Consider the following 19,117-nt stretch of genomic DNA (forward strand, 5'->3'; position numbering starts at 1 on the left):
CGCGGCAGGCGGCCCTAGGCCCAGGGCAGGCCCGCCCTGTGGCGCCAGTACGCGGGGGCCGGCTCCGCCATCGTCGACAGTTCTTCGAGGTCGTCGGCGTCCCCGGTGTCCTCGGCGGTGAGGGAGACGGTCAGCGCCGAGACGTTGCCGTCCAGCTGGGCCGGGGTGGCGGCGCCGGAGAGGACGATGCCGGTCCACGGCTCGCGGAGCACGGCCGCCAGGGCAAGGGCGTCGGGGGCGGTTCCGGTGCGTGCCGCGAGGCGGCCGAGAGGGGAGCCCGCCGCCTCGTGCACGAGGCGGCCGTTGGCCAGTGCCTCCTTGACGATGACGGTGCGTCCGGCGGCGTGGGCCTCCGCGAGGGCGGGACCCGCCGAGGGCTCCAGCAGGTTGTACGTGGCCTGGACGGTCGAGAACAGCGGGACGCCCGCCACCGTGACCTCCAGCGCGGCGCGGATGGCCGCCGGCTGCTCGGCGCCGCTCGTCGTCACGCCCACGGTGACGCCTTCGGCGGCCAGGGCGGCCAGCCCCTCCTGGAGCGCGCGGTCCGTGAGGACGGGGCTGTCGGGGGTCACGGAGTGGACCTGGTACAGGTCGAGACGGTCCCCGAGGAAGCCCCGTGTCTCGGCGAGCTGCCGGTCGAACATCGCCCTGCTGTGCTCCTTGACCTCCTGCACCTCCGCGTCGATCCGCCAGCCGGCCGTGTACCGGTAACCCCACTTGCTGCCGAGAACGGCATCGTGGATCTCCGGGCGGGCGCGCAGCCAGTCGGCGAGGAACTCCTCCGCCCTGCCGTAGGAGCGGGCGACGTCGAAGTAGCGCACTCCGTGCGCGTAGGCCGCGTCGAGCACCTCGTGGGCGCGGGTCTCCATGGTGCCGACGGTCCGCTCGGCCGGCAGGTCCGCGCCGCGGCCGAGAGTGATGTAGGCGGGGCGGCCGAGCGCGGCCAGGCCCAGGCCGAGGGGGGTGGGTGGGGCGGCGGGGAGACGGTCTAGGGGCACGGTCACATCCTCCGCGGGCTGGTGGGTCCGGCCGCACGATCACCGTACAGCGCGGGGTGCCGTGCGGCGCGGGGTGCCGTGCGGCGCTCACCGTCGGGGGTGCGTTCCCGGTGTGCGGGGGTGCGGGTACGCCGTGCCTTTCTGCGCAGTTCCCCGCGCCCCTTGTCGCGGGTGGTTTGTCGGCATGCGGGGGTGCGGGTTCGTCGTGGTGTTTTGCGCAGTTCCCCGCGCCCCTGGGGGTGGGTGGTTTCTGGGTGTGTGGTGGTGCGGGTTCGTCGTGGTTCTTCGCGCAGTTCCCCGCGCCCCTTGGTGGGCGCCGTTGGTTGCGAGGGGCACCCATCCGCCCTCAAGGGGCGCGGGGAACTGCGCGAGCAACCGTCCAGGGCGGATGGTCCGGAGAGAGGGGAGCAGGCCCCATTGGGGCGGTGGGGGCGAAGCCCCAGGTGAGGGGCGCGGGGAACTGCGCGAGCAACCACCCACCGGGAGGTGGTCCGGAGCGAGGCTCCAAGGCCCCATTGCTGCGGTGGCGGGGGGCCGCAGGCCCCGCTAGGGAAGGGCTATACGCGGCCCGACAGGGCCGCACCGTTTCGGGGCCAAGCTCCCGGGTACCCGCCGCCGCGTGCAGCCAGGTACGACGCGAGCGACGGGGGCTGGCACGGCCGGCACGGCCGCCACGCAGTTCGGCATCTTCTCCGTCGGCGATGTGACCCCGGACCCGACCACCGGCCGGAGCCCCACCGACGCGGAGCGCATCCAGGCGACGGTCACGATCGCCAGGAAGGCCGAGGAGGTCGGCCTCGACGTCTTCGCGACCGGCGAGCACCACAACCCGCCGTTCGTGCCCTCGTCCCCCACCACCCTGCTCGGCTACGTCGCCGCACTGACCGAGCGGATCGTGCTGTCCACCTCGACCACGCTGATCACCACCAACGACCCCGTGAAGATCGCCGAGGACTTCAGCGTGCTCCAGCACCTGTCCGGCGGGCGCACCGACGTGATGCTGGGGCGCGGGAACACCGGCCCCGTCTACCCGTGGTTCGGCCAGGACATCCGCGACGCGATACCGCTGACCGTCGAGCACTACGGGCTGCTGCGCCGGCTGTGGCGCGAGGAGGCCGTGGACTGGGAGGGGAAGCTGCGCACGCCGTTGCAGGGCTTCACCCTCGTGCCCCGGCCGCTGGACGGGGTCCCGCCGTTCGTCTGGCACGGCTCCATCCGCAGCCCCGAGGTCGCCGAGCTGGCCGCGTACTACGGCGACGGGTTCTTCGCCAACCACATCTTCTGGCCCGCCTCCCACACCCGGAGCATGGTCGAGCTGTACCGCCGGCGGTTCGAGCACTACGGCCACGGTACGGCGGCGCAGGCCATCGTCGGCCTGGGCGGCCAGGTCTTCATGCGCCGCAGGAGCCAGGACGCCGTGGCCGAGTTCCGGCCGTACTTCGACGAGGCGCCCGTCTACGGGCACGGTCCCTCCCTGGAGGAGTTCACCTCGCTGACCCCGCTGACGGTCGGATCCCCGGCCGAGGTGATCGAGAAGACGCTCGGGTTCCGCGACTACGCCGGCGACTACCAGCGGCAGCTGTTCCTCGTCGACCACGCGGGGCTGCCGCTGAAGACCGTCCTGGAGCAGCTCGACCTCCTCGGGGAGGAGGTCGTCCCGGTGCTCCGCAGGGAGTTCGCCGCCGGCCGTCCGGACGAGGTGCCCGACGCGCCCACCCACGCGTCGCTGCGCGCCGAGGCGGCTCAGAGGGCGCGATCCCAGAAATCCCAGAAATCTCAGAAATCACAGCAATCACGGCAATCTCAGAAATCACGGCAATCTCAGAAATCAACGCAATCGGCGCAGACAGCGGGGGCCGCGCAGACACCGGACGCCGCCCGCGGCGACAACCAGGCGAACGGACACGGACACGGAGACGGACACGGATCAGAGGAACGGGGAACGCCGGCGCCATGACGAAGCTGACGGTCATCACCGGCGGCCTGCGCGAGCCGTCCTCCACGCGGCTCCTCGCCGACCGCCTCGAAACCGCTGTGCGCGCGGGGCTCGGGGAGCTGGGCCACAGCGTCGAGTCGTCCTTCGTCGAGCTACGGCCGCTGGGACGCGCGATCATGGACGCGATGCTCACCGGGTTCCCGACCAAGGCCCTGGAGGAGGCCTTCGAGACGGTCGCCGACGCCGACGGGGTCATCGCGGTCACGCCCGCGTTCAACGCCTCCTACAGCGGTCTGTTCAAGTCGTTCTTCGACGTCCTGCCGGAGGAGGCGCTGTCGGACATGCCGGTGCTCATCGCGGCCACCGGCGGCACCGAGCGGCACTCCCTCGTCCTCGAACACGCGATGCGCCCGATGTTCTCCTACCTGCACGCCATCGTCTCCCCGCGCGGCGTCTACGCGGCCACCGACGACTTCGGCTCGGAGGCCACGGGGACCGCGGCGGCCACGGGGCCCGCCGGGGAGGCCTCCGCCCTCGGCCGGCGCATCGAGTCCGCCGCGTCCGACTACGCCCGCCTGGTCCACGGCTGCGGGAGCCACGAACGGCGCGACACCTTCGCGGCCGACATGGAGTCGATGCAACGCCTGCTCGGCGGCACTTCCTGAGCCCGGCAGCCTGGCAGCCCCACGTCCAGTAGCCCGACGTCCACCACCCTACGAGCGAGTCCTCACCCGGACTCCCCCTCAGCGCCCGCCGGGGCAGACCGCAGCGCCCCGGGCCCCTGGGCCGCCGGCGCGAGCGCCGAAAGCGCCGCCCGGCTGCGTACCAGCGGCACGCACAGCAGGAGCGCGACGACCGCCGCGGCACCGCACGTCGCGAAGGACGCGAGGTAGGAGCTGAGGGCCGGCAGGCCGGCCGGCGTGGTGAGGCCCGCGAAGAAGGCACCGACGACGGCGCTGCCCATCGACTGCCCCACCGCGTACATCACGACCGAGAGCCCCAGGGCGATGCCGGACTCCTCGGCGGGCACCACGCTGAGCACCAGCAGCTGCGTGGCCGCCAGCGCGATGGCGAGGCCCATCGAGTCCGGGGCGAGGGAGGCCAGCTCGGCGATCGGCGTGGAGTGGCCGAGCGCGTAGCCCGCGAAGCCCACGATGATGAGGCAGAAGGAGATGGCCGCGGTCATCACCAGGCCGCGCTGCCGCCCCCAGCGCAGCACCAGGGTGCCGAGCGCCGGACCCACGGTCTGCGGCACGGCGAACCACGCGGTGGTGTGCTCGCTCCACCCGAAGCCGAAGCCCGCCCCGGTGGGCGTCTGCGCGAGGCGCGTCACGGCGGAGAGCGAACCGTAGATGCCGAACGCGACCAGGAAGGTCATGGCGTACGGGATGCCGATGCGCGCCTGGGTCAGATAGCCGACGTTGATGAGCGGCGTCCGCGCGGTGCGCTCGCGCAGCCACCACAGGCCGAACAGCACGATCCCGCCCGCCAGCAGCGACAGCACCCGTGCCGAGCCCCAGCCCCACGGCTTGCCCTCGCTCAGCCCGAGCAGCACGGCGACCAGGGCCAGCGTGAGCAGGGCGGCGCCCGGCAGGTCGAGGCCGCCGGTGGCGCGCTGCGGGGAGTCGTGCACCAGTAGGACGGTCGCCACCAGCGCGAGCAGGGCGGCGACGGCGCTGACCGCGAAGTACAGGTGCCAGGACGAGCCGACGAAGGCACCGAGCAGCAGGCCCCCCGCGATGCCGAGTCCGGTGGTCACGTGGATGGCGCTGATCGCGCCGTGCGCCCGCCGGGGTTCCATCGTGTCGTTGGCGATGGCCACGGGCAGCGCCAGCATGGGGAGCTGGGCGCCGATCAGGACCCTGGCGAGCAGCACCATGGGCAGGCTCTCGGCGAAGGTGCCGATGAGGCAGCCGACCACGACCAGGCTCATCGCCAGGAGGATGACGGGGCGTTTGCCGATGAGGTCGCCGAGCCGGGTGAGGACGGCGAGGAAGACGGCGCCCGACAGCAGCCCCGAGGTGAGGATCCAGGACGTTCCGGCGGGCGAGGCGCCCACGTCGGCGCCGATCTTGGGGAGCAGCGGCAGCAGGCCGACCTGCACCATCTGGAGGGCGAAGCCCAGGTAGGTCAGGGCGACGACGGCGGCACGGCCGTTGCGGGAAGGGGAGGTCACACGCGTCAACCGATCTGGCGAGGGGGGACGAGGGATGACGAGGGATGACGAGGGGCGACGGGAGATGACGAGGGACACGGGGCAGCGCGCGGTACGCTAGGCCGATCTCGAAATGTGTGTCAATGCTTACGTAACTCATTACATAAATTGGCCGTCCGCACCCACGGCACCCACCAGCACCCACAGCACCGAGACGCCAGTCGGCGCGAGTCGACACGAGACACGACGAAGAGGGGGATCCGGTGTCCCTGCCCCACGCCCTGCTCGCCCTGCTCGACGCGGGCCCGATGACGGGGTACGAGCTCACGAAGCAGTTCGACCAGTCGGCCGACCGGGTCTGGCACGCGACGCACCCGCAGATCTACACGGAGCTGCGCCGCCTGGAGGGCGCTGGCCTCGTGACCGCCCGCGAGATGCCCCGCGGCCCGAAGGCGAAGGCCGTGAAGCGGGCGTACGCGCTGACGGAGGAGGGCGGCGCCGAGCTGCGGCGCTGGGTGGCTCAGGTCGAGGCGCCCCAGCGGGTCAGGGACGTGGCCTACCTGAAGGCCACGTACTACGAGTACGCCGAGCCGGAGACCGTACGCGAGCAGTTCGAGGCGCACCGCGCCCACTTCCACGAGCAGCAGCAGCGCTGGGAGCGGCACGTCGAGCAGTTGCGCGCGCGGCGCACGGAGCTGCTGAGCCGCCGCCTGGCGGGCGCGGCCCGGGAGGACCACGAGAAGATCGTTGCCTTCAAGGTCCACGCCTACCAGGGGCTCATCGAGCGCGCCCGCACGGAGGTCGCCTGGGCCGAGCGGGGCCTCGCGCTGGTGGCCGGGCTCGACGAGCCGCCGGACCCGGCGGCGTCCGCCGAGTAGGGTGGCAGGCCCGGGCGGGAGTACCCACCGCAGGCCGTGGCGGCCCGCCCCACCGACGGCAGGATCAGGAGTGCGCACGTGAGCGACGTCGAGATCCGCGACGACCGGGACGCAGGGCGGCTGGAGGCGGTCCAGGACGGGGAAGTGGTGGGCCACATCGCGTACTTCGCGCTGGAGCCGCCGGAGCGTGCGCTCGTCCCCGTCCACACGATCGTGGAACCTGCCCACGAGGGGAAGGGCATCGCCGGCTCCCTGGTCCGCGAGCTGTACGGCATCGCGGCCCGCGAGGGCGACGCCGTGGTCCCGCTCTGCCCCTACGTCACGCGCTGGGCGGAGCGCCACCCCGACGAGGCCCCGGCCGCCGCCCCCGAACTCCAGCACGCTGCCGAGCAGTGGCTGGCGGCACACCCGGGGCGGTTCTGAGGACCGGACGGTTCTGAGGCCCTCCGAAGCGGGGGGTTCCGAGGACCCCCGAAGCGGGCGGTTCCGAGGGCCAGGGCCCACGCGCCCTTACAGGTGGTTCCGAGGGCCGGAGCCCCGCGCGCCCTTAGAGGCGGTTCCGAGGGCCGGAGCCCCGCGCGCCCTTACCGGCCGCCGCGGGCCCTGCGGCCCGTTGCGCGCAGGACGGCCCGTTACGAGCAGGACGGGCAGAGCCCGCGGTAGGTGACCTCGACCTGGGACACCGTGAAGCCGAAGCGTTCCTGCGCGGGAAGGTCCGCGAGGGGATCGCCGGCCGGGTGGACGTCGCGGACCGTGCCGCAGTTCGAGCAGACCAGGTGGTGGTGCGGGTGGTGCGCGTTGGGGTCGTAGCGCTTGGCGCGGCCGTCGGTGGCGACCTCTATGACCTCGCCGAGCAGGACCAGCTCGCCCAGGGTGTTGTAGACCGTCGCCCGGGAGATCTCGGGGAGTCGCCGCGCCGCCCGGGAGTGCACCTCGTCGGCCGTCAGGTGCACGTGGTCGCCGTCGAGGACCTCGGCGACGACGCGGCGCTGGGAGGTCATCCGCCAGCCGCGCCCTCGCAGTCGCTCCAGCAGGTCACTCATATCGGTTCACCTATTCAGGGTCGGCGGGACACCCGAAGTTTACTTGTGGACGTCCGGGTTCCAATTCAGATATGGCTTTGCGCTCTTCTTGACCTGGACTCTGTCCATTGTAAGATCGCTTCCGGCGATAGCCAAGGGACAGGAAGACTCCAGTATGGCAGGAGACAGTGACGTGTCGGGCCCATCACCGTGGCACTGCGCCGTCCAGGCCTCCAGGTGACAGCCACGCGCGCCGTGCCACCCGAAAGCGTCCGGGACGCCGGCCGCCCCGATCCGGGGACGGCCCGCTGCGGCGTGCGCGATCGCGTGGACCCTGTCTCCCTCGAGCCCGTCTCCCGCCTCGAACCGGCCGGCGGCCCGACCCACCGCCGGGGCCGTCCACCGGGGCCCGTGTTCCGGCTGTTCCACCACCCGCGGTTTCCTAGCAGCGTGACCCGTTAAGTCCGGAAGGATTCGCATGTCTGAGAACAACGAAGCGCCCGCAGGCGGCTGCCCCGTAGCGCACGATCGGGCCCCGCACCCGACCCAGGGCGGTGGAAACCGCCAGTGGTGGCCGGAGCGTCTCAACCTGAAGGTCCTTGCCAAGAACCCGCCGGTGGCCAACCCGATGGGTGAGGAGTTCGACTACGCCGAGGCGTTCCAGTCCCTCGACCTGGCCACCGTGAAGCAGGACATCGCGGAGGTGCTGACCACCTCGCAGGACTGGTGGCCCGCCGACTTCGGCAACTACGGCCCGTTCATGATCCGGATGGCCTGGCACAGCGCGGGCACCTACCGGATCAGCGACGGCCGCGGCGGCGCCGGTGCCGGCCAGCAGCGCTTCGCCCCGCTCAACAGCTGGCCCGACAACGGCAACCTCGACAAGGCCCGCCGCCTGCTGTGGCCGGTCAAGAAGAAGTACGGCAAGAGCCTGTCGTGGGCCGACCTCATGGTCCTCACCGGCAACGTCGCCCTGGAGACGATGGGCCTTGAGACCTTCGGCTTCGCCGGCGGCCGCGAGGACGTCTGGGAGTCGGAGGAGGACGTCTACTGGGGCCCCGAGAGCACCTGGCTCGGCGACGCGCGCTACTCCGGCGACCGCCAGCTGGAGGAGCCGCTCGGCGCCGTCCAGATGGGCCTCATCTACGTCAACCCCGAGGGCCCGAACGGCAACCCCGACCCGCTGGCCGCGGCCCGCGACATCCGTGAGACGTTCCGCCGGATGGCGATGAACGACGAGGAGACGGTCGCCCTGATCGCCGGCGGCCACACCTTCGGCAAGACCCACGGCGCGGCCCCCGACAGCAACGTCGGCCCGGAGCCCGAGGGCGCCCCCATCGAGGCCCTCGGCCTCGGCTGGCAGAACGCCCACGGCACCGGCAAGGGCGCGGACGCCATCACCTCCGGCCTGGAGGTCACCTGGACCTCCACGCCCACCCAGTGGAGCAACGGCTTCTTCGACAACCTCTTCGGCTACGAGTGGGAGCTGACCAAGAGCCCCGCCGGCGCCAACCAGTGGAAGCCGAAGGACGGCGCGGGCGAGGGCACGGTGCCGCACGCCCACGACGCGACGAAGAAGATCGCCCCGAACATGCTCACCACGGACCTGGCGCTCCGCTTCGACCCGGTCTACGAGCAGATCTCGCGGCGCTTCCACGCCAACCCGGAGGAGTTCGCGGACGCCTTCGCGCGGGCCTGGTACAAGCTGACCCACCGCGACATGGGACCGAAGTCGCTCCTCCTCGGCCCCGAGGTCCCGCAGGAGACCCTGCTCTGGCAGGACCCGCTGCCCGAGGCCGAGGGCGAGGCCGTCGACGCCGCGGACATCACGGCCCTCAAGGCCAAGATCCTCGGTTCGGGCCTCACCGTCTCGCAGCTCGTCTCCACCGCGTGGGCGTCGGCCTCGACGTTCCGCGGCAGCGACAAGCGCGGCGGCGCCAACGGCGCCCGCATCCGCCTGGAGCCGCAGCGCCAGTGGGAGGTCAACGACCCCGAGCAGCTCGGCACGGTGCTGACCACCCTCGAAGGCATCCAGCGGGAGTTCAACTCCGGTGCCAAGAAGGTCTCCCTGGCCGACCTGATCGTGCTCGGCGGCTCCGCGGCCGTCGAGAAGGCCGCCAAGGACGCCGGCCACGACGTGGAGGTCCCCTTCACGCCGGGCCGTGTGGACGCGGGCGAGGAGCACACCGACGCGGAGTCGTTCGCCGCGCTGGAGCCGGCCGCGGACGGGTTCCGCAACTACGTCGGCAAGGGCACCCGCCTGCCGGCCGAGTACCTGCTGATCGACCGGGCGAACCTGCTGACCCTGAGCACCCCGGAGATGACGGTCCTCGTCGGCGGCCTGCGCGTCCTGGGCGCCAACTCCCAGCAGTCCGCGCACGGTGTCCTCACCGCCACCCCGGGCGTCCTGACCAACGACTTCTTCGTGAACCTGCTCGACATGGCCACGGTCTGGAAGTCGACCTCCGAGAACGCGGACATGTTCGAGGCCCGCGACGCCGTCACGGGCGAGCCCAGGTACACCGGCACGCGTGCCGACCTGGTCTTCGGCTCGAACTCCGAGCTGCGCGCCGTCGCGGAGGTCTACGCGAGCGACGACGCGAAGGAGAAGTTCGTGAACGACTTCGTCGCCGCCTGGGCCAAGGTCATGGACCTCGACCGGTACGACCTCGTCTGATCGGTTCGACTCCGTCCGACCGGGTCGATCACAACCGCGACACCGCGACACCGCCACACCGTCCTGGCCGGCCCACCGGCCGGTCAGGACGGGCGGGCAGGCGCACCGCGGGTCCGGAAGGGCTCGCGGTCGTGCCGCGCCCTGTGTCCCGAAGACCCCCGAAGACCCCCCACCTCCACCGCCGCCGAAACGCTGCCGTATCGTCGTCTCACGACGACACACGCGTCGGCGGTTCCAGGCATGCCCTCCGCTACGGGCCCTGCCCCTGAACCCCACCGGGCCATTACCGTATGCGCCCGCGCCGTGCAAGAAAGCACGTCAACTTCAGTCCGTGAAACCACTCTTTCGAGTGAAAGAACGACCTGGAGTGGAGTGATGACGTCGAGTGAGAAAATATGACGGCGTCAAGGCCCCGGCGATCGCGCTCTTCCCGGCTGACGGTACCCGGCGGCTCTATGTCAGAAGGGGTTCTCCTATTTTGCACAGCATGCACACCCTCAGCACCCGTGCCCCCCGGTTCAGGGCCTCCGTGATCGGTGCCGCTGTCGCCGTCGCCGCGGGCGCGCTCGCCCTCGGGCCGGCGTCAGTGGCCGGCGCCGCCCCCGCCTCCAGCGACGGCACCGGGACGGCCGACGCGGTCGTCCTGAAGACCGGCCTCGACGTCTCGCTCGCCAACAAGAAGGCGGACGTCCCCCTGTCGGTGGCCCTCAACGAGGTGCACGCCCCCGCCGACGCGAACAAGACCCTGCTCACCGCCAAGCTCGACGGTGTCGACAGCGGCAAGCCCTTCAGCGTCCTCCGTGCCGACGTCGCCAACGCCAAGGCGACCGCGGACAAGGAGAAGTCCGAGGGCTACGTGAACGTCGTCAACGCCAGCGTGCTCGTCCCGGGCGTGCTCGGTGTCGTGAAGGTCGACGAGGTCACCACCAAGGCGACCTGCGCCGCCGACGCGGCCCCCACCGCGGGCACCAACTTCGTCGGCGACGTCACCGTCCTCGGCAAGAAGGTCTCCATCCGCGCGGGCGGCAGCAGCAAGGTGACCGTCCCCGGCATCGGCGAGGTCACCCTCGACCTGGCCAAGTCGGTCAAGACGTCCACCACGGCCGCGTCCAGCGCCCTGGACCTGAAGGTCGACGTCAACCCCGGCAAGCTCAACGTCGCCCAGGTCACCGGTGAGGTCACCCTGGCCAAGGCGAGCTGCGAGAAGCCGGCCGGCGACGGCGGCTCCTCGACCGGCGGCTCCTCGACCGGCGGTTCGTCGGACGGCGGCACGAGCGGCGGTTCGACGTCGGGCGGCGGCACCGAGCCGCAGAGCGGCGGCGGCCACGACCTCGCCGAGACCGGTGGCAGCTCCGCCACGCCCTACATCGCCGGTGCGGCGGCCGTCCTGGTCGTCGCGGGCGGCGGCGCGGTCTACATGACCCGCCGCAAGAAGTCGCAGGCGTAAGGCGGGAGGGCCTCTTCGCCCGCCAGAACGCTCTCATGGGTGCCGGTCGCAGCCTGCGGCCGGCACCCATGGTGCTTTCCGGGCGGACGGGGTAGCGGCGAAGGGGGCCGGGGAGCGGCCAACGGATCCGCGCGATGACTCCCGAACGGGGCCCGCACGGACTCGCGCGACGACTCCCGAACCGGGCCCGCCAGACGACTCCCGAATTCGGCCCGTGCGATGACTCCTCACGGGCCCGATGGGACCATCGGGCCATGGAGAAGCTCAGCACCCCGGAGATCCTCGCGGCGATCGCGGACGGCCTCGGCGACTGGCGCAAGCTCGGCCAGCCCCTCGCCGCCCGCTACCGCGTCGCGGACACCGTCCGCGGGGCCGCCTTCGTGTCCGCGGTCGCCCAGGCGGCCGTCGCCGCCGGCCGTGACCCGGAGATCCGCATGGGGCGCGGGTTCGTCGACGTGGCGCTGAGCACCGCCGCCAAGGACGGCGGGCGGTGGGTCACGGCGCAGGACGTCGACATGGCCCGTACCGTCAGCGAACTCGCGCGGAACCAGGGCCTGGCCCCCGCCCCCGGCGAGGTGGCGCAGGTGGAGCTCGCGCTCGACACCGCGGACAGCGCGGCGGTGGCCCCGTTCTGGGCGGCGCTGCTCACCTCGGGCGCGCCCCACCGGTCCTGGGAAGTGCTCGACCCGACGAGCCGCGTGCCGAACGTGTGGTTCCAGAAGACCGGCGCCCACGAGGCCCCGCGCCAGCGCTGGCACGTCGACCTGTGGCTGGCCCCCGAGGCGGCCGGCGAGCGCATCGCGGCCGCCGTCGCCGCCGGGGGCACCGTGGTCGACGACTCCGAGGCACCGTCGTTCACCGTCCTCGCCGACCCCGACGGCAACAAGGCATGCGTCTGCACGGCCCTCGGGCGCTCCTAGGGGCTCCAGGGAGGCTTCCCGGGCTTCCCGGCCTCCCCAGGGTCCCCCGCGAAGGGCCGTGCACCGCGCCCGTCAGGAGCCGTACGGCGCCTTCGCCCTGGCCTCCTTGAGGGCCTGCCCCCACCACGTGATCTGGTCCAGCAGCACCTTGGCGGCGGCGCTGGTCGCCTCCGGGTCCAGGGGCTCTCCGTCCGGGCCGAACTGGGCGCCGGCGTTGTGGAAGCTCACGGTGTCGCGCGTGGTGACGGCGTGCAGCTCGGCGAAGACCTGGCGCAGGTGCTCCACCGCCCGCAGGCCGCCCGAGATGCCGCCGTACGACACGAAGGCCACCGGCTTCGCCTGGAACTGGAGGTTGTGCCAGTCCAGAACGTTCTTGAGCGAACCCGGGTAGCTGTGGTTGTACTCCGGGGTGACCACGACGAAGGCGTCGGCCGCCGCGAGGCGCGGGGTGAGCTGCTTGATTCCGTCCATCATCCGGTCATCGGGGTTCATGGCCGGGGCCGAGGTGCCCAGCGGCCCGTCGGCCAGGTCGATCAGGTCGACCTCGATGTTCTCGTGGCCCTCGGTCTGGCGCACGAACCAGTTCGCCACGGTCGGGCCGAAGCGGCCCTCGCGGACGCTTCCGATGATGACGGCAAGGTTGAGCGGGCTGTCCGGCATGACATCTCCTCATATAGCCAAGGCCGGCACCCGATATCTGAATGCGCAAGGAATGCTTCGTTATTCTACCTGCCGGCCGGTAGTTTAACCTAGGCTTCGACTCGTCGGAGCGTCAAGTGGGGATATTTCAGGCCGAGTTGTCTCGGCCGAGGAGGTGCCGGCAGTGGAAGGCGTACGGCGGACGCGTCGCGGGAGCACCCGGCGTCAGAGCATCCAGGACGTGGCGTCGCGGATCTTCCAGGAGCGCGGGTACGAGAAGACGTCGCTGCGCGAGATCGCGGACGGCGTCGGGCTCACGAAGGCATCCCTCTACTACCACTTCAAGACCAAGGAGGACATCCTCGTCAGCCTGCTGGAGGGGGTGGGCCGGGAGCTGGACGAGCTGATCGCCTGGGGCCGTCAGGCGCCGCGCACGCTGGGGACCGGACGGGAACTGCTCACCCGGTACAGCGCGATCTTCGGCGAGGCGGGTCCCGTATTCAGCATCCTCCAGCAGAACCAGGCCACCATGAGCGAGCTGGCGATCGGCCGGGAGTTCAGCGACCGCACCGAGGCCCTCTCCCTGCTGCTGCGCGACGCGGACGCCCCGCTGTCCGAGCAGATCCGCTGCGTGAGCGCGCTGCTGACCCTGCACTTCGGCACGTTCGCCCTCCAGCACCTGGAGGGGGAGCCGGAGGAGAAGCGGCGGCACCTCCTCGACGCCGCCGTCGAGCTGCTGAGCTCGGCGTATGCAGGGCGCCCGGAGCGCGAGGGGACGGCCTGACGCGCGGGGGGGCGCGGCTATTCGAACGTTGCCGCGGAGGGTGAGAATGAAAAACCGTCGACCCGGTTTGTATCGGGGTGACCACGCGTGAACATCCCCCTGTCATACGGCTGTTGACCGGGAGGTATGCACCCGATGACGGCACCGTATCGGAGCCCCTGACGGCTCGGGTGGCTTGAACTCGGGGTTTAACAGACTGCCGTGCTGGTTTCGGTTCGCGCCGTGTGCGCACAATGGCGCGGAGCCCGATCGGGCGAACCGCCTCGCTCACGACAGAGATCATGACGAGGGCCGGACCGGCGCGGTCCCCACACGGGCGCGTGCCGGGCGATCCCGCCGGGCCCCCGCCATGCCGCCGAAGGGTCGTTCGAGCGCGGGCGCAGTGTGCATGCAGAGAGGGTGGCCATGGCGCGCCAGGAACGAGCGGTGCTGACTCGCAGGGAGATCCTCCGGGCGGCCGGGGAGGTCTTCGGCGACCTCGGATACGAGGCCACCACGATCTCCGACATCCTCACCCGGGCGGGGGTGACCAAGGGAGCGCTCTACTTCCACTTCTCCTCGAAGGAGGACCTGGCGCAGGGGCTCCTCAACACGCAGGTGGAGTGCGTTCCCGAGCCCCCCGACACCGGGCTGTTCCTCCAGGCGGTCATCGATCGGGGAATGATTCTCGCCCATCTGATGCCCCGCGACCCGCTGGTGCGCGGCAGCGCGCGCCTGGCCGTCGACATACAGAAGTGGCCCGGGGCACAGGAGTGGCGGCCCCACGCCGAGTGGACGAAGGCGGCGGCGCACGATCTGCGGCTGGCGCGCGACCACGGAGAGCTCCTTCCGCACGCCGACGTGGAGGAGATCGCCGAGCTGCTGGTGGGCTCCTTCACCGGCCTCCAGCTGATGTCCCAGGTGGTGTCCGGCCTGACGGACCTGGAGGAGCGGGCCTCGGTGCTCTTCAGGACCGTGCTGTCGACCGTCACCAGGCCGGCGGTCCTCGGCCGGCTCGACATGGCCCCGGGCCGCGGCGGCCGGGTCGTCAAGCTCATAGAGGAGGCGGAGAGCGCCGGACAGACCTCCGGGACGGCATCCGGCACGGCTTCCGGGACGTCCTCCGCAGCGGCCTCCGGAGCGATCTCCGTGCCGGCTCCCGCTACGGCCTCCGAAGCGGGGGCCGGAACGATCTCCGAAGCGGCTCCCGCGACGGCCACCGGATCGGCCCCTGGAACGACCTCAGGGGAGAGCGCCGCAGGCCCCGCCGTCCTCGACCGCGCCGCGCCGGCGCCCGCTCCCTGAGGGGCGTGCCCGGCTGAGGGCCGGAAGGCCACGTTCGGTCTAAGCCGCGCCCACCGCCGCGGGCGGGCCCGGCGGGCGGCAGCCGGCGGGGCCGGACGGCGGGACCTCGGGCCCGTGCCGCGCGCGGGACTCCGGGTGGAGGACCCCTCACTCCGCGTCGCGCCTGGTCGGTGCGGTGCGTTCGTTAGGCTGGTAGGGCTGGGCGATCCTGGGGGCTTCTGCCGGCGGCGAGAGGTGACCACGGAGGTCACGGAGGTATCGGGATGGCGCGCAGGCTCGGAGTCGCTACCCGTATGGGGCGGACGCCCGGCGGGTTCGCGCACAGCGCGCCCGACGTTCCCGCACCCGCCGTGGCCCTGCTCGACTCCGACGGAACCGTGCTGGCCTGGGGCGGCGGCTGCGAGCGGCTGCTCGGCCTGCGTGCGGAGGACGTGCTCGGCCGGCCCGCGCGGGCGCTGCTGGCCGATCCTGACGAGCCGGTGCCGTGGTCGAGGGCCGCGGGGGCCGTGGGGCACCGGGGCAACGAGCAGGCCGTGGGCGGGGAGGTCGCGGTCACGCACCGTGACGGCAGGGTCCTGCGGCTGGTGGTGGAGATCGTCGGGCTGACCGGTCCGGACGGCCTGCGCTGCTGGGCCGTCGCCGTCACGCGGATGCCGGAGGGCGAGGATGCCTGCGAGGGGGAGTCGGCGCTCCTCGACCGTTCGCCGCTGGCGGTGGCGGTGTGGGACACCGACATGCGGCTGGTGTGGGCGAACCGCGCCTCCATGGAGGTGACGGGGCTCTCCGGCCCGGGCTCCGAGGGGTCCACGACGCTGCGGGTCCTGCGCGGCTTCGACCGGACCACCACCGAGCCGGTGTACCGGGAGGTGCTGTCGTCGGGGGAGCCGGTCGCCGACCACGTGGTGCGGTGGGTGTCGCCGGAGGACGGCAGGGAGGTCGTCTTCTCCTCCTCGATGTACCCCCTCGCGCCCCGGGACGGGGCCACGCTGGGCGTGTGCAGCGTCTCCCTGGACATCACCCAGAGCTGGGAGCGCGAGCGGCTGGCGCTGCTCGGCAGAGCGGCCCACCGGATCGGCACGACGCTCGACGTGATGACGACGGCCCAGGAGCTCGCGGACATGACCGTGCCCGTCCTCGCCGACTTCACCGCCGTGGACCTGGCCGAGGCCGTGCCGCTCGGAGGGGAGCCCCTGGAGCGCATGTCGACGGCCAAGCAGGGGGTCCCGGTCTTCCGCCGCGCGGGTCTGGCCACCGTACGCCGGGGATCGCCCGAGGCCGCCTTCGCGGTGGGCGAGGTGGTGTACGCGCCGTCCAACTCGCCGTTCCTCACGGTGCTGCGCGAGGACCGGTCCTATCTGGAACCGGTCCTGGAGACGGGTCCCGGGACCTGGCTGGAGCGCGACCCCCGCCGCCAGCGGATCGTCCGGGAGACGGGCACGCACTCGATGATGATGATCCCGCTCAGGGCGCGCGGCACCATCCTCGGCCTCGTGGTGTTCGGCCGCTCCGAGAACGTCGTCCCCTTCTCGCGGGACGACCTGCTGCTGGCCGAGGAACTCTGCGTCCAGGCATCACTGAGCCTGGACAACGCCCGCCGCTACACCCGCGAGCGCACCGCCGCCCTCGCCCTGCAACGCAGCCTGCTCCCCGAGAACCTGTCGGGCGGAGCCGCGGTGGACCTGGCCAGCCGCTACCTGCCCTCCGACCGGCACGAGGGGGTCGGCGGGGACTGGATGGACGCCATCGAACTGCCGGGGGGCCGGATCGCGCTGGTCATCGGCGATGTCGTGGGACACGGCATCCACGCCGCCGCCACCATGGGCCGGCTGCGCACCGCGGTCCACACGCTCGCCGTCCTGGACGAGCCCCCGGCGAAGCTGCTCGGCCACCTCAACGAGGTCACCGCCCGGCTCGCGGAGTCGGGCACCTGGTCCCGGGACTACCCGTCGATCACCGGCGCGAGCTGCCTCTACGCCGTCTACGACCCGGCCGCCGGCGTGTGCACCCTGGCGCGCGCCGGCCACCCGCCGCCGATGCTGGTGACGCCCGACGGCCGGGCGAGGGTCGTCGACACGCCGGTGGGCCCGCCGATCGGGACCGACTCCGGAGAGTACGAGTCCGTCGAGCTGGAGCTTCCGGTGGACTCGCTGCTCGTCCTCTACACCGACGGCCTCGTGGAGTCCCGGCACATGGACATCGACGCGGGGCTCGACCGGCTGCTCGCCGCGCTGCGGAACCCGCCCGCCGACCTCGACGAGCTGTGCTCCCGCGTCATCGACAGGACGACGACACAGTCACCGCAGGAGGACGACGTGGCCCTCCTGGTGGCCCGCACCCGTGCCGTCACCCCCACCATGCCCCCGACCCCGCACTGGTGACCCCGGGGCCCGACATCAGGCTGACGTCACGCCGCCCGACCCCGCGTCACTCCGGGTCCCGCGGAACAGGCCCCCGGTAGGCGGTGAACCCGTCGTCCGAGGAGAGGCGGCGGGCGGCCACGGCGAAGTACGAGTCGGGGGCCGTGATGCCGAAGCCCTCCACGATGCGGTTCATGAAGTTGAACAGGGCGCACACCGACACCGCGTCGTAGAGGGCCTTCTCCTCCCATCCGGCCGCGAACACCGCCTCGGCGTCGGCCGCGGCCATCCGGCCGGGGGTCTCGGTGAGCTTGCGCACGTACGCGAAGAGCGGCTTGAGCCGGTCGTCGACCGGGGCCGAGGCGACGTCGGCCAGCAGGGCGGCCAGCACGCCCTCCTCGATCCCGAACGCCTCGGCGACCGCGCCGTGCACGCCGTGGCAGTAGCGGCAGGCGTTCAGTCCCGACACGTAGGCGGCGATCAGCTCGCGCTCGCCGACGCTCAGCGGGGAGGGGCCGCGCAGGACCACCTGCTGGTAGTCGACCAGGGGGCCGGCGGGCTCGGGGAAGGCGCGCAGCACGTCCATGACCGTGGCGTTGTCGGGCAGGGAGGGGAGGAAGGGCACGGCGGTTGTCCTCCAGACAGGAGAGGGGCCTCCAGGCATCGGAGGGGCGGAGGGTGGTCAGGGATGGGCGGCCGGGGCTCCCGGCCCGTACCGTGCTCCCGGGCCGGGGTCAGCCGACGCCCATGAGCCTGCCGGGATTGACCACGCTGATCTCGCGGGTCTGCTCCTCGGTCAGCCCGAACGCCCGCATGTGGGCGATGACCAGGCGCATGGCCTCGACGGTGTTGGGGAAGAGCGGTTCCCCGGCGTCGCTGGACAGCGTCACGTGCCCGGTGCCCAGCGCCTGGATCGTGGCGCACATGTCGGCCGGGTTCACGCCGAGCAGCGGCGAGATCTCGTCGTAGGTGAAGTTCATGTGGATCCCCGCGGAGGTCAGCTCCCGCATCTGGTCGAGCGACAGGTCGATGAACGGGCTGAAGGGGTGGTCCACCACCGCCTTGGTGATGCCCAGGTCGCGCACCAGGTCGGCCATGGCGAAGATCTCGTCGTGCGTGGCGTGCCCGAACGAGACCATCACGTCGTGGTCCGCGACCATGCGGAAGACCTCGCGGTACTCGGGCTTCAGCTTCCCGTGCCCGTCCAGGGTGTACTCGCCGACCTTGAGGGCCTGCGGCCACGGGAGAGGGTCGCTCCACTCGTTCGGGTCGGTGCTGCCGCCCCACCAGATCGGCATGCCGCCGACCTTGCTCATGGTGTTCGCGCTGCGGAAGACCGGCATCCACACCGCCTTGGCCCCGTCCTCCAACTGCTGCCGGGCGGCCTCCGGTTTGGGCAGCCCCCTGCTGAAGCTGGTGATCCAGCCCGCCCACAGGCTGACCGGCGCCACGCCCGTCCCGTCGCACCAGCGGCGCAGCGCGTCGTCCACCTCGCGCACCACGCCGGCGGGGCCCGCGACGTCCGTGCGGCGCAGGCCCATGGTGCTCTTGAAGAGCAGCCCGCCCATGCCGCTGGCCGCGGCGAGCTTCGCCACGGCGAGCGCGTCCTGCTGGCCCTCGTGGGCGTGGCAGTGGATGTCGACGGCGCCCTCCACCCCGTGCACCGCCGGGGGGTGCAGCGGCTCCGCCTTGTAGCCCATGCGGGCCCGGTAGGCGGCCAGGAAGCGGTCTCCCGGCGCGGCATCGGGGCGGCGGAGCCGGGCCTCGGCCATCAGCTCCGCGTCGGCGTTCATGGGGTCGCCGTCGTCCGCGGCGGTCGGCAGCTCCGTGTCGCCCGAGCCGTGGGTGCCGTGGGTGCCGTGGATCCCGGGGGCGCCGGGGGCGCGGTCCGCCGTGCCGTGTGGCGTCCGCGTGCCGTGCGTGGTCTGCGTGCTGTCCGTGCCGTGCGTGCCGTGCGTGCTGTCCGTGCTCGCCATGTCAGCGTTCGCCTTCCCGCCGGAATCGCCGGCGTGGGTGTCTG

The 19,117-nt window shown here is 72.2% G+C and carries 16 protein-coding genes; 10 read left to right on the plus strand and 6 right to left on the minus strand.

Annotated features, from left to right (window positions below):
• Nucleotides 1–14: 14 nt before the first annotated feature.
• Nucleotides 15–998 carry an aldo/keto reductase gene (locus Sm713_RS12030; protein ID WP_249416245.1) on the minus strand — a complete coding sequence of 328 codons (984 nt, stop codon included), beginning with the start codon at nt 996–998 and terminating at the stop codon, nt 15–17.
• A gap of 619 nt (nt 999–1,617) precedes the next feature.
• Here Sm713_RS12030 and Sm713_RS12035 point away from each other — a divergent pair.
• The gene (locus Sm713_RS12035) at nt 1,618–2,955 is read left to right on the plus strand and encodes an LLM class flavin-dependent oxidoreductase (protein ID WP_212909616.1); all 1,338 of its coding nucleotides are present in this window, start codon (nt 1,618–1,620) and stop codon (nt 2,953–2,955) included.
• Nucleotides 2,952–3,599: a CE1759 family FMN reductase gene (locus tag Sm713_RS12040; protein ID WP_212909617.1), complete on the plus strand. Its 648-nt coding sequence runs from the start codon at nt 2,952–2,954 to the stop codon at nt 3,597–3,599. Before Sm713_RS12035 ends, Sm713_RS12040 begins: the two co-directional genes overlap by 4 nt.
• 62 nt (nt 3,600–3,661) lie before the next feature.
• Here the strand turns inward: Sm713_RS12040 and Sm713_RS12045 are convergent, their stop codons facing one another.
• The gene (locus Sm713_RS12045; protein WP_212909618.1) at nt 3,662–5,110 is read right to left on the minus strand and encodes an MFS transporter; all 1,449 of its coding nucleotides are present in this window, start codon (nt 5,108–5,110) and stop codon (nt 3,662–3,664) included.
• Nucleotides 5,111–5,352: 242 nt separating this feature from the next.
• Here Sm713_RS12045 and Sm713_RS12050 point away from each other — a divergent pair, with 242 nt between their 5' ends.
• Nucleotides 5,353–5,967: a PadR family transcriptional regulator gene (locus Sm713_RS12050; RefSeq protein ID WP_212909619.1), complete on the plus strand. Its 615-nt coding sequence runs from the start codon at nt 5,353–5,355 to the stop codon at nt 5,965–5,967.
• 78 nt (nt 5,968–6,045) lie between these two features.
• Nucleotides 6,046–6,390, plus strand: coding sequence for a GNAT family N-acetyltransferase (locus Sm713_RS12055; protein ID WP_212909620.1), 345 nt, complete (start codon nt 6,046–6,048; stop codon nt 6,388–6,390).
• Between the two features lie 209 nt (nt 6,391–6,599).
• Here Sm713_RS12055 and Sm713_RS12060 read toward each other — a convergent pair whose 3' ends face one another.
• The gene (locus tag Sm713_RS12060; RefSeq protein WP_212909621.1) at nt 6,600–7,010 is read right to left on the minus strand and encodes a Fur family transcriptional regulator; all 411 of its coding nucleotides are present in this window, start codon (nt 7,008–7,010) and stop codon (nt 6,600–6,602) included.
• A gap of 457 nt (nt 7,011–7,467) precedes the next feature.
• On the opposite strand from Sm713_RS12060, the gene katG reads away from it, so the two are divergent.
• From katG to Sm713_RS12075, 3 genes are all read left to right on the plus strand, one after another.
• The gene (gene katG / locus Sm713_RS12065; protein ID WP_212909622.1) at nt 7,468–9,666 is read left to right on the plus strand and encodes a catalase/peroxidase HPI; all 2,199 of its coding nucleotides are present in this window, start codon (nt 7,468–7,470) and stop codon (nt 9,664–9,666) included.
• A 487-nt stretch (nt 9,667–10,153) separates the two neighbouring features.
• The gene (locus Sm713_RS12070) at nt 10,154–11,113 is read left to right on the plus strand and encodes an SCO1860 family LAETG-anchored protein (RefSeq protein WP_212909623.1); all 960 of its coding nucleotides are present in this window, start codon (nt 10,154–10,156) and stop codon (nt 11,111–11,113) included.
• 254 nt (nt 11,114–11,367) lie between these two features.
• Entirely contained in the window at nt 11,368–12,033 is a 666-nt protein-coding gene (locus Sm713_RS12075) for a VOC family protein (protein WP_212909624.1), read from the plus strand.
• 72 nt (nt 12,034–12,105) lie between these two features.
• On the opposite strand, the gene Sm713_RS12080 is transcribed toward Sm713_RS12075, so the two are convergent.
• Entirely contained in the window at nt 12,106–12,693 is a 588-nt protein-coding gene (locus Sm713_RS12080; RefSeq protein WP_212909625.1) for an NADPH-dependent FMN reductase, read from the minus strand.
• Between the two features lie 220 nt (nt 12,694–12,913).
• Here Sm713_RS12080 and Sm713_RS12085 point away from each other — a divergent pair, with 220 nt between their 5' ends.
• From Sm713_RS12085 to Sm713_RS12095, 3 genes are all read left to right on the plus strand, one after another.
• Entirely contained in the window at nt 12,914–13,456 is a 543-nt protein-coding gene (locus Sm713_RS12085; RefSeq protein ID WP_249416246.1) for a TetR/AcrR family transcriptional regulator, read from the plus strand.
• Between the two features lie 426 nt (nt 13,457–13,882).
• Nucleotides 13,883–14,740 (plus strand): ScbR family autoregulator-binding transcription factor, encoded by an 858-nt coding sequence (locus tag Sm713_RS12090; RefSeq protein ID WP_249416247.1) that lies wholly within the window; start codon nt 13,883–13,885, stop codon nt 14,738–14,740.
• A gap of 263 nt (nt 14,741–15,003) precedes the next feature.
• A complete protein-coding gene (locus Sm713_RS12095) occupies nt 15,004–17,118 on the plus strand; it encodes a SpoIIE family protein phosphatase (protein ID WP_212909628.1) in 2,115 nt (704 codons plus the stop codon).
• Between the two features lie 46 nt (nt 17,119–17,164).
• Here the strand turns inward: Sm713_RS12095 and Sm713_RS12100 are convergent, their stop codons facing one another.
• A complete protein-coding gene (locus tag Sm713_RS12100; RefSeq protein ID WP_212909629.1) occupies nt 17,165–17,722 on the minus strand; it encodes a carboxymuconolactone decarboxylase family protein in 558 nt (185 codons plus the stop codon).
• Nucleotides 17,723–17,831: 109 nt separating this feature from the next.
• Entirely contained in the window at nt 17,832–19,073 is a 1,242-nt protein-coding gene (locus Sm713_RS12105) for a DUF6282 family protein (protein ID WP_212909630.1), read from the minus strand.
• Nucleotides 19,074–19,117 lie beyond the last annotated feature (44 nt).

It is taken from the genome of Streptomyces sp. TS71-3 (genome assembly GCF_018327685.1).
GTDB lineage: Bacteria > Actinomycetota > Actinomycetes > Streptomycetales > Streptomycetaceae > Streptomyces.

What these genes read in the sequence shown, in the direction of transcription:
- Sm713_RS12105 (WP_212909630.1), bottom strand. Translation starts at nt 19,073, where the DNA reads ATGGCGAGCACGGACAGCACGCACGGCACGCACGGCACGGACAGCACG.
- Sm713_RS12075 (WP_212909624.1), top strand. Translation starts at nt 11,368, where the DNA reads ATGGAGAAGCTCAGCACCCCGGAGATCCTCGCGGCGATCGCGGACGGC.
- Sm713_RS12040 (WP_212909617.1), top strand. Translation starts at nt 2,952, where the DNA reads ATGACGAAGCTGACGGTCATCACCGGCGGCCTGCGCGAGCCGTCCTCC.
- Sm713_RS12080 (WP_212909625.1), bottom strand. Translation starts at nt 12,693, where the DNA reads ATGCCGGACAGCCCGCTCAACCTTGCCGTCATCATCGGAAGCGTCCGC.
- katG (WP_212909622.1), top strand. Translation starts at nt 7,468, where the DNA reads ATGTCTGAGAACAACGAAGCGCCCGCAGGCGGCTGCCCCGTAGCGCAC.
- Sm713_RS12070 (WP_212909623.1), top strand. Translation starts at nt 10,154, where the DNA reads ATGCACACCCTCAGCACCCGTGCCCCCCGGTTCAGGGCCTCCGTGATC.
- Sm713_RS12095 (WP_212909628.1), top strand. Translation starts at nt 15,004, where the DNA reads ATGGCGCGCAGGCTCGGAGTCGCTACCCGTATGGGGCGGACGCCCGGC.
- Sm713_RS12060 (WP_212909621.1), bottom strand. Translation starts at nt 7,010, where the DNA reads ATGAGTGACCTGCTGGAGCGACTGCGAGGGCGCGGCTGGCGGATGACC.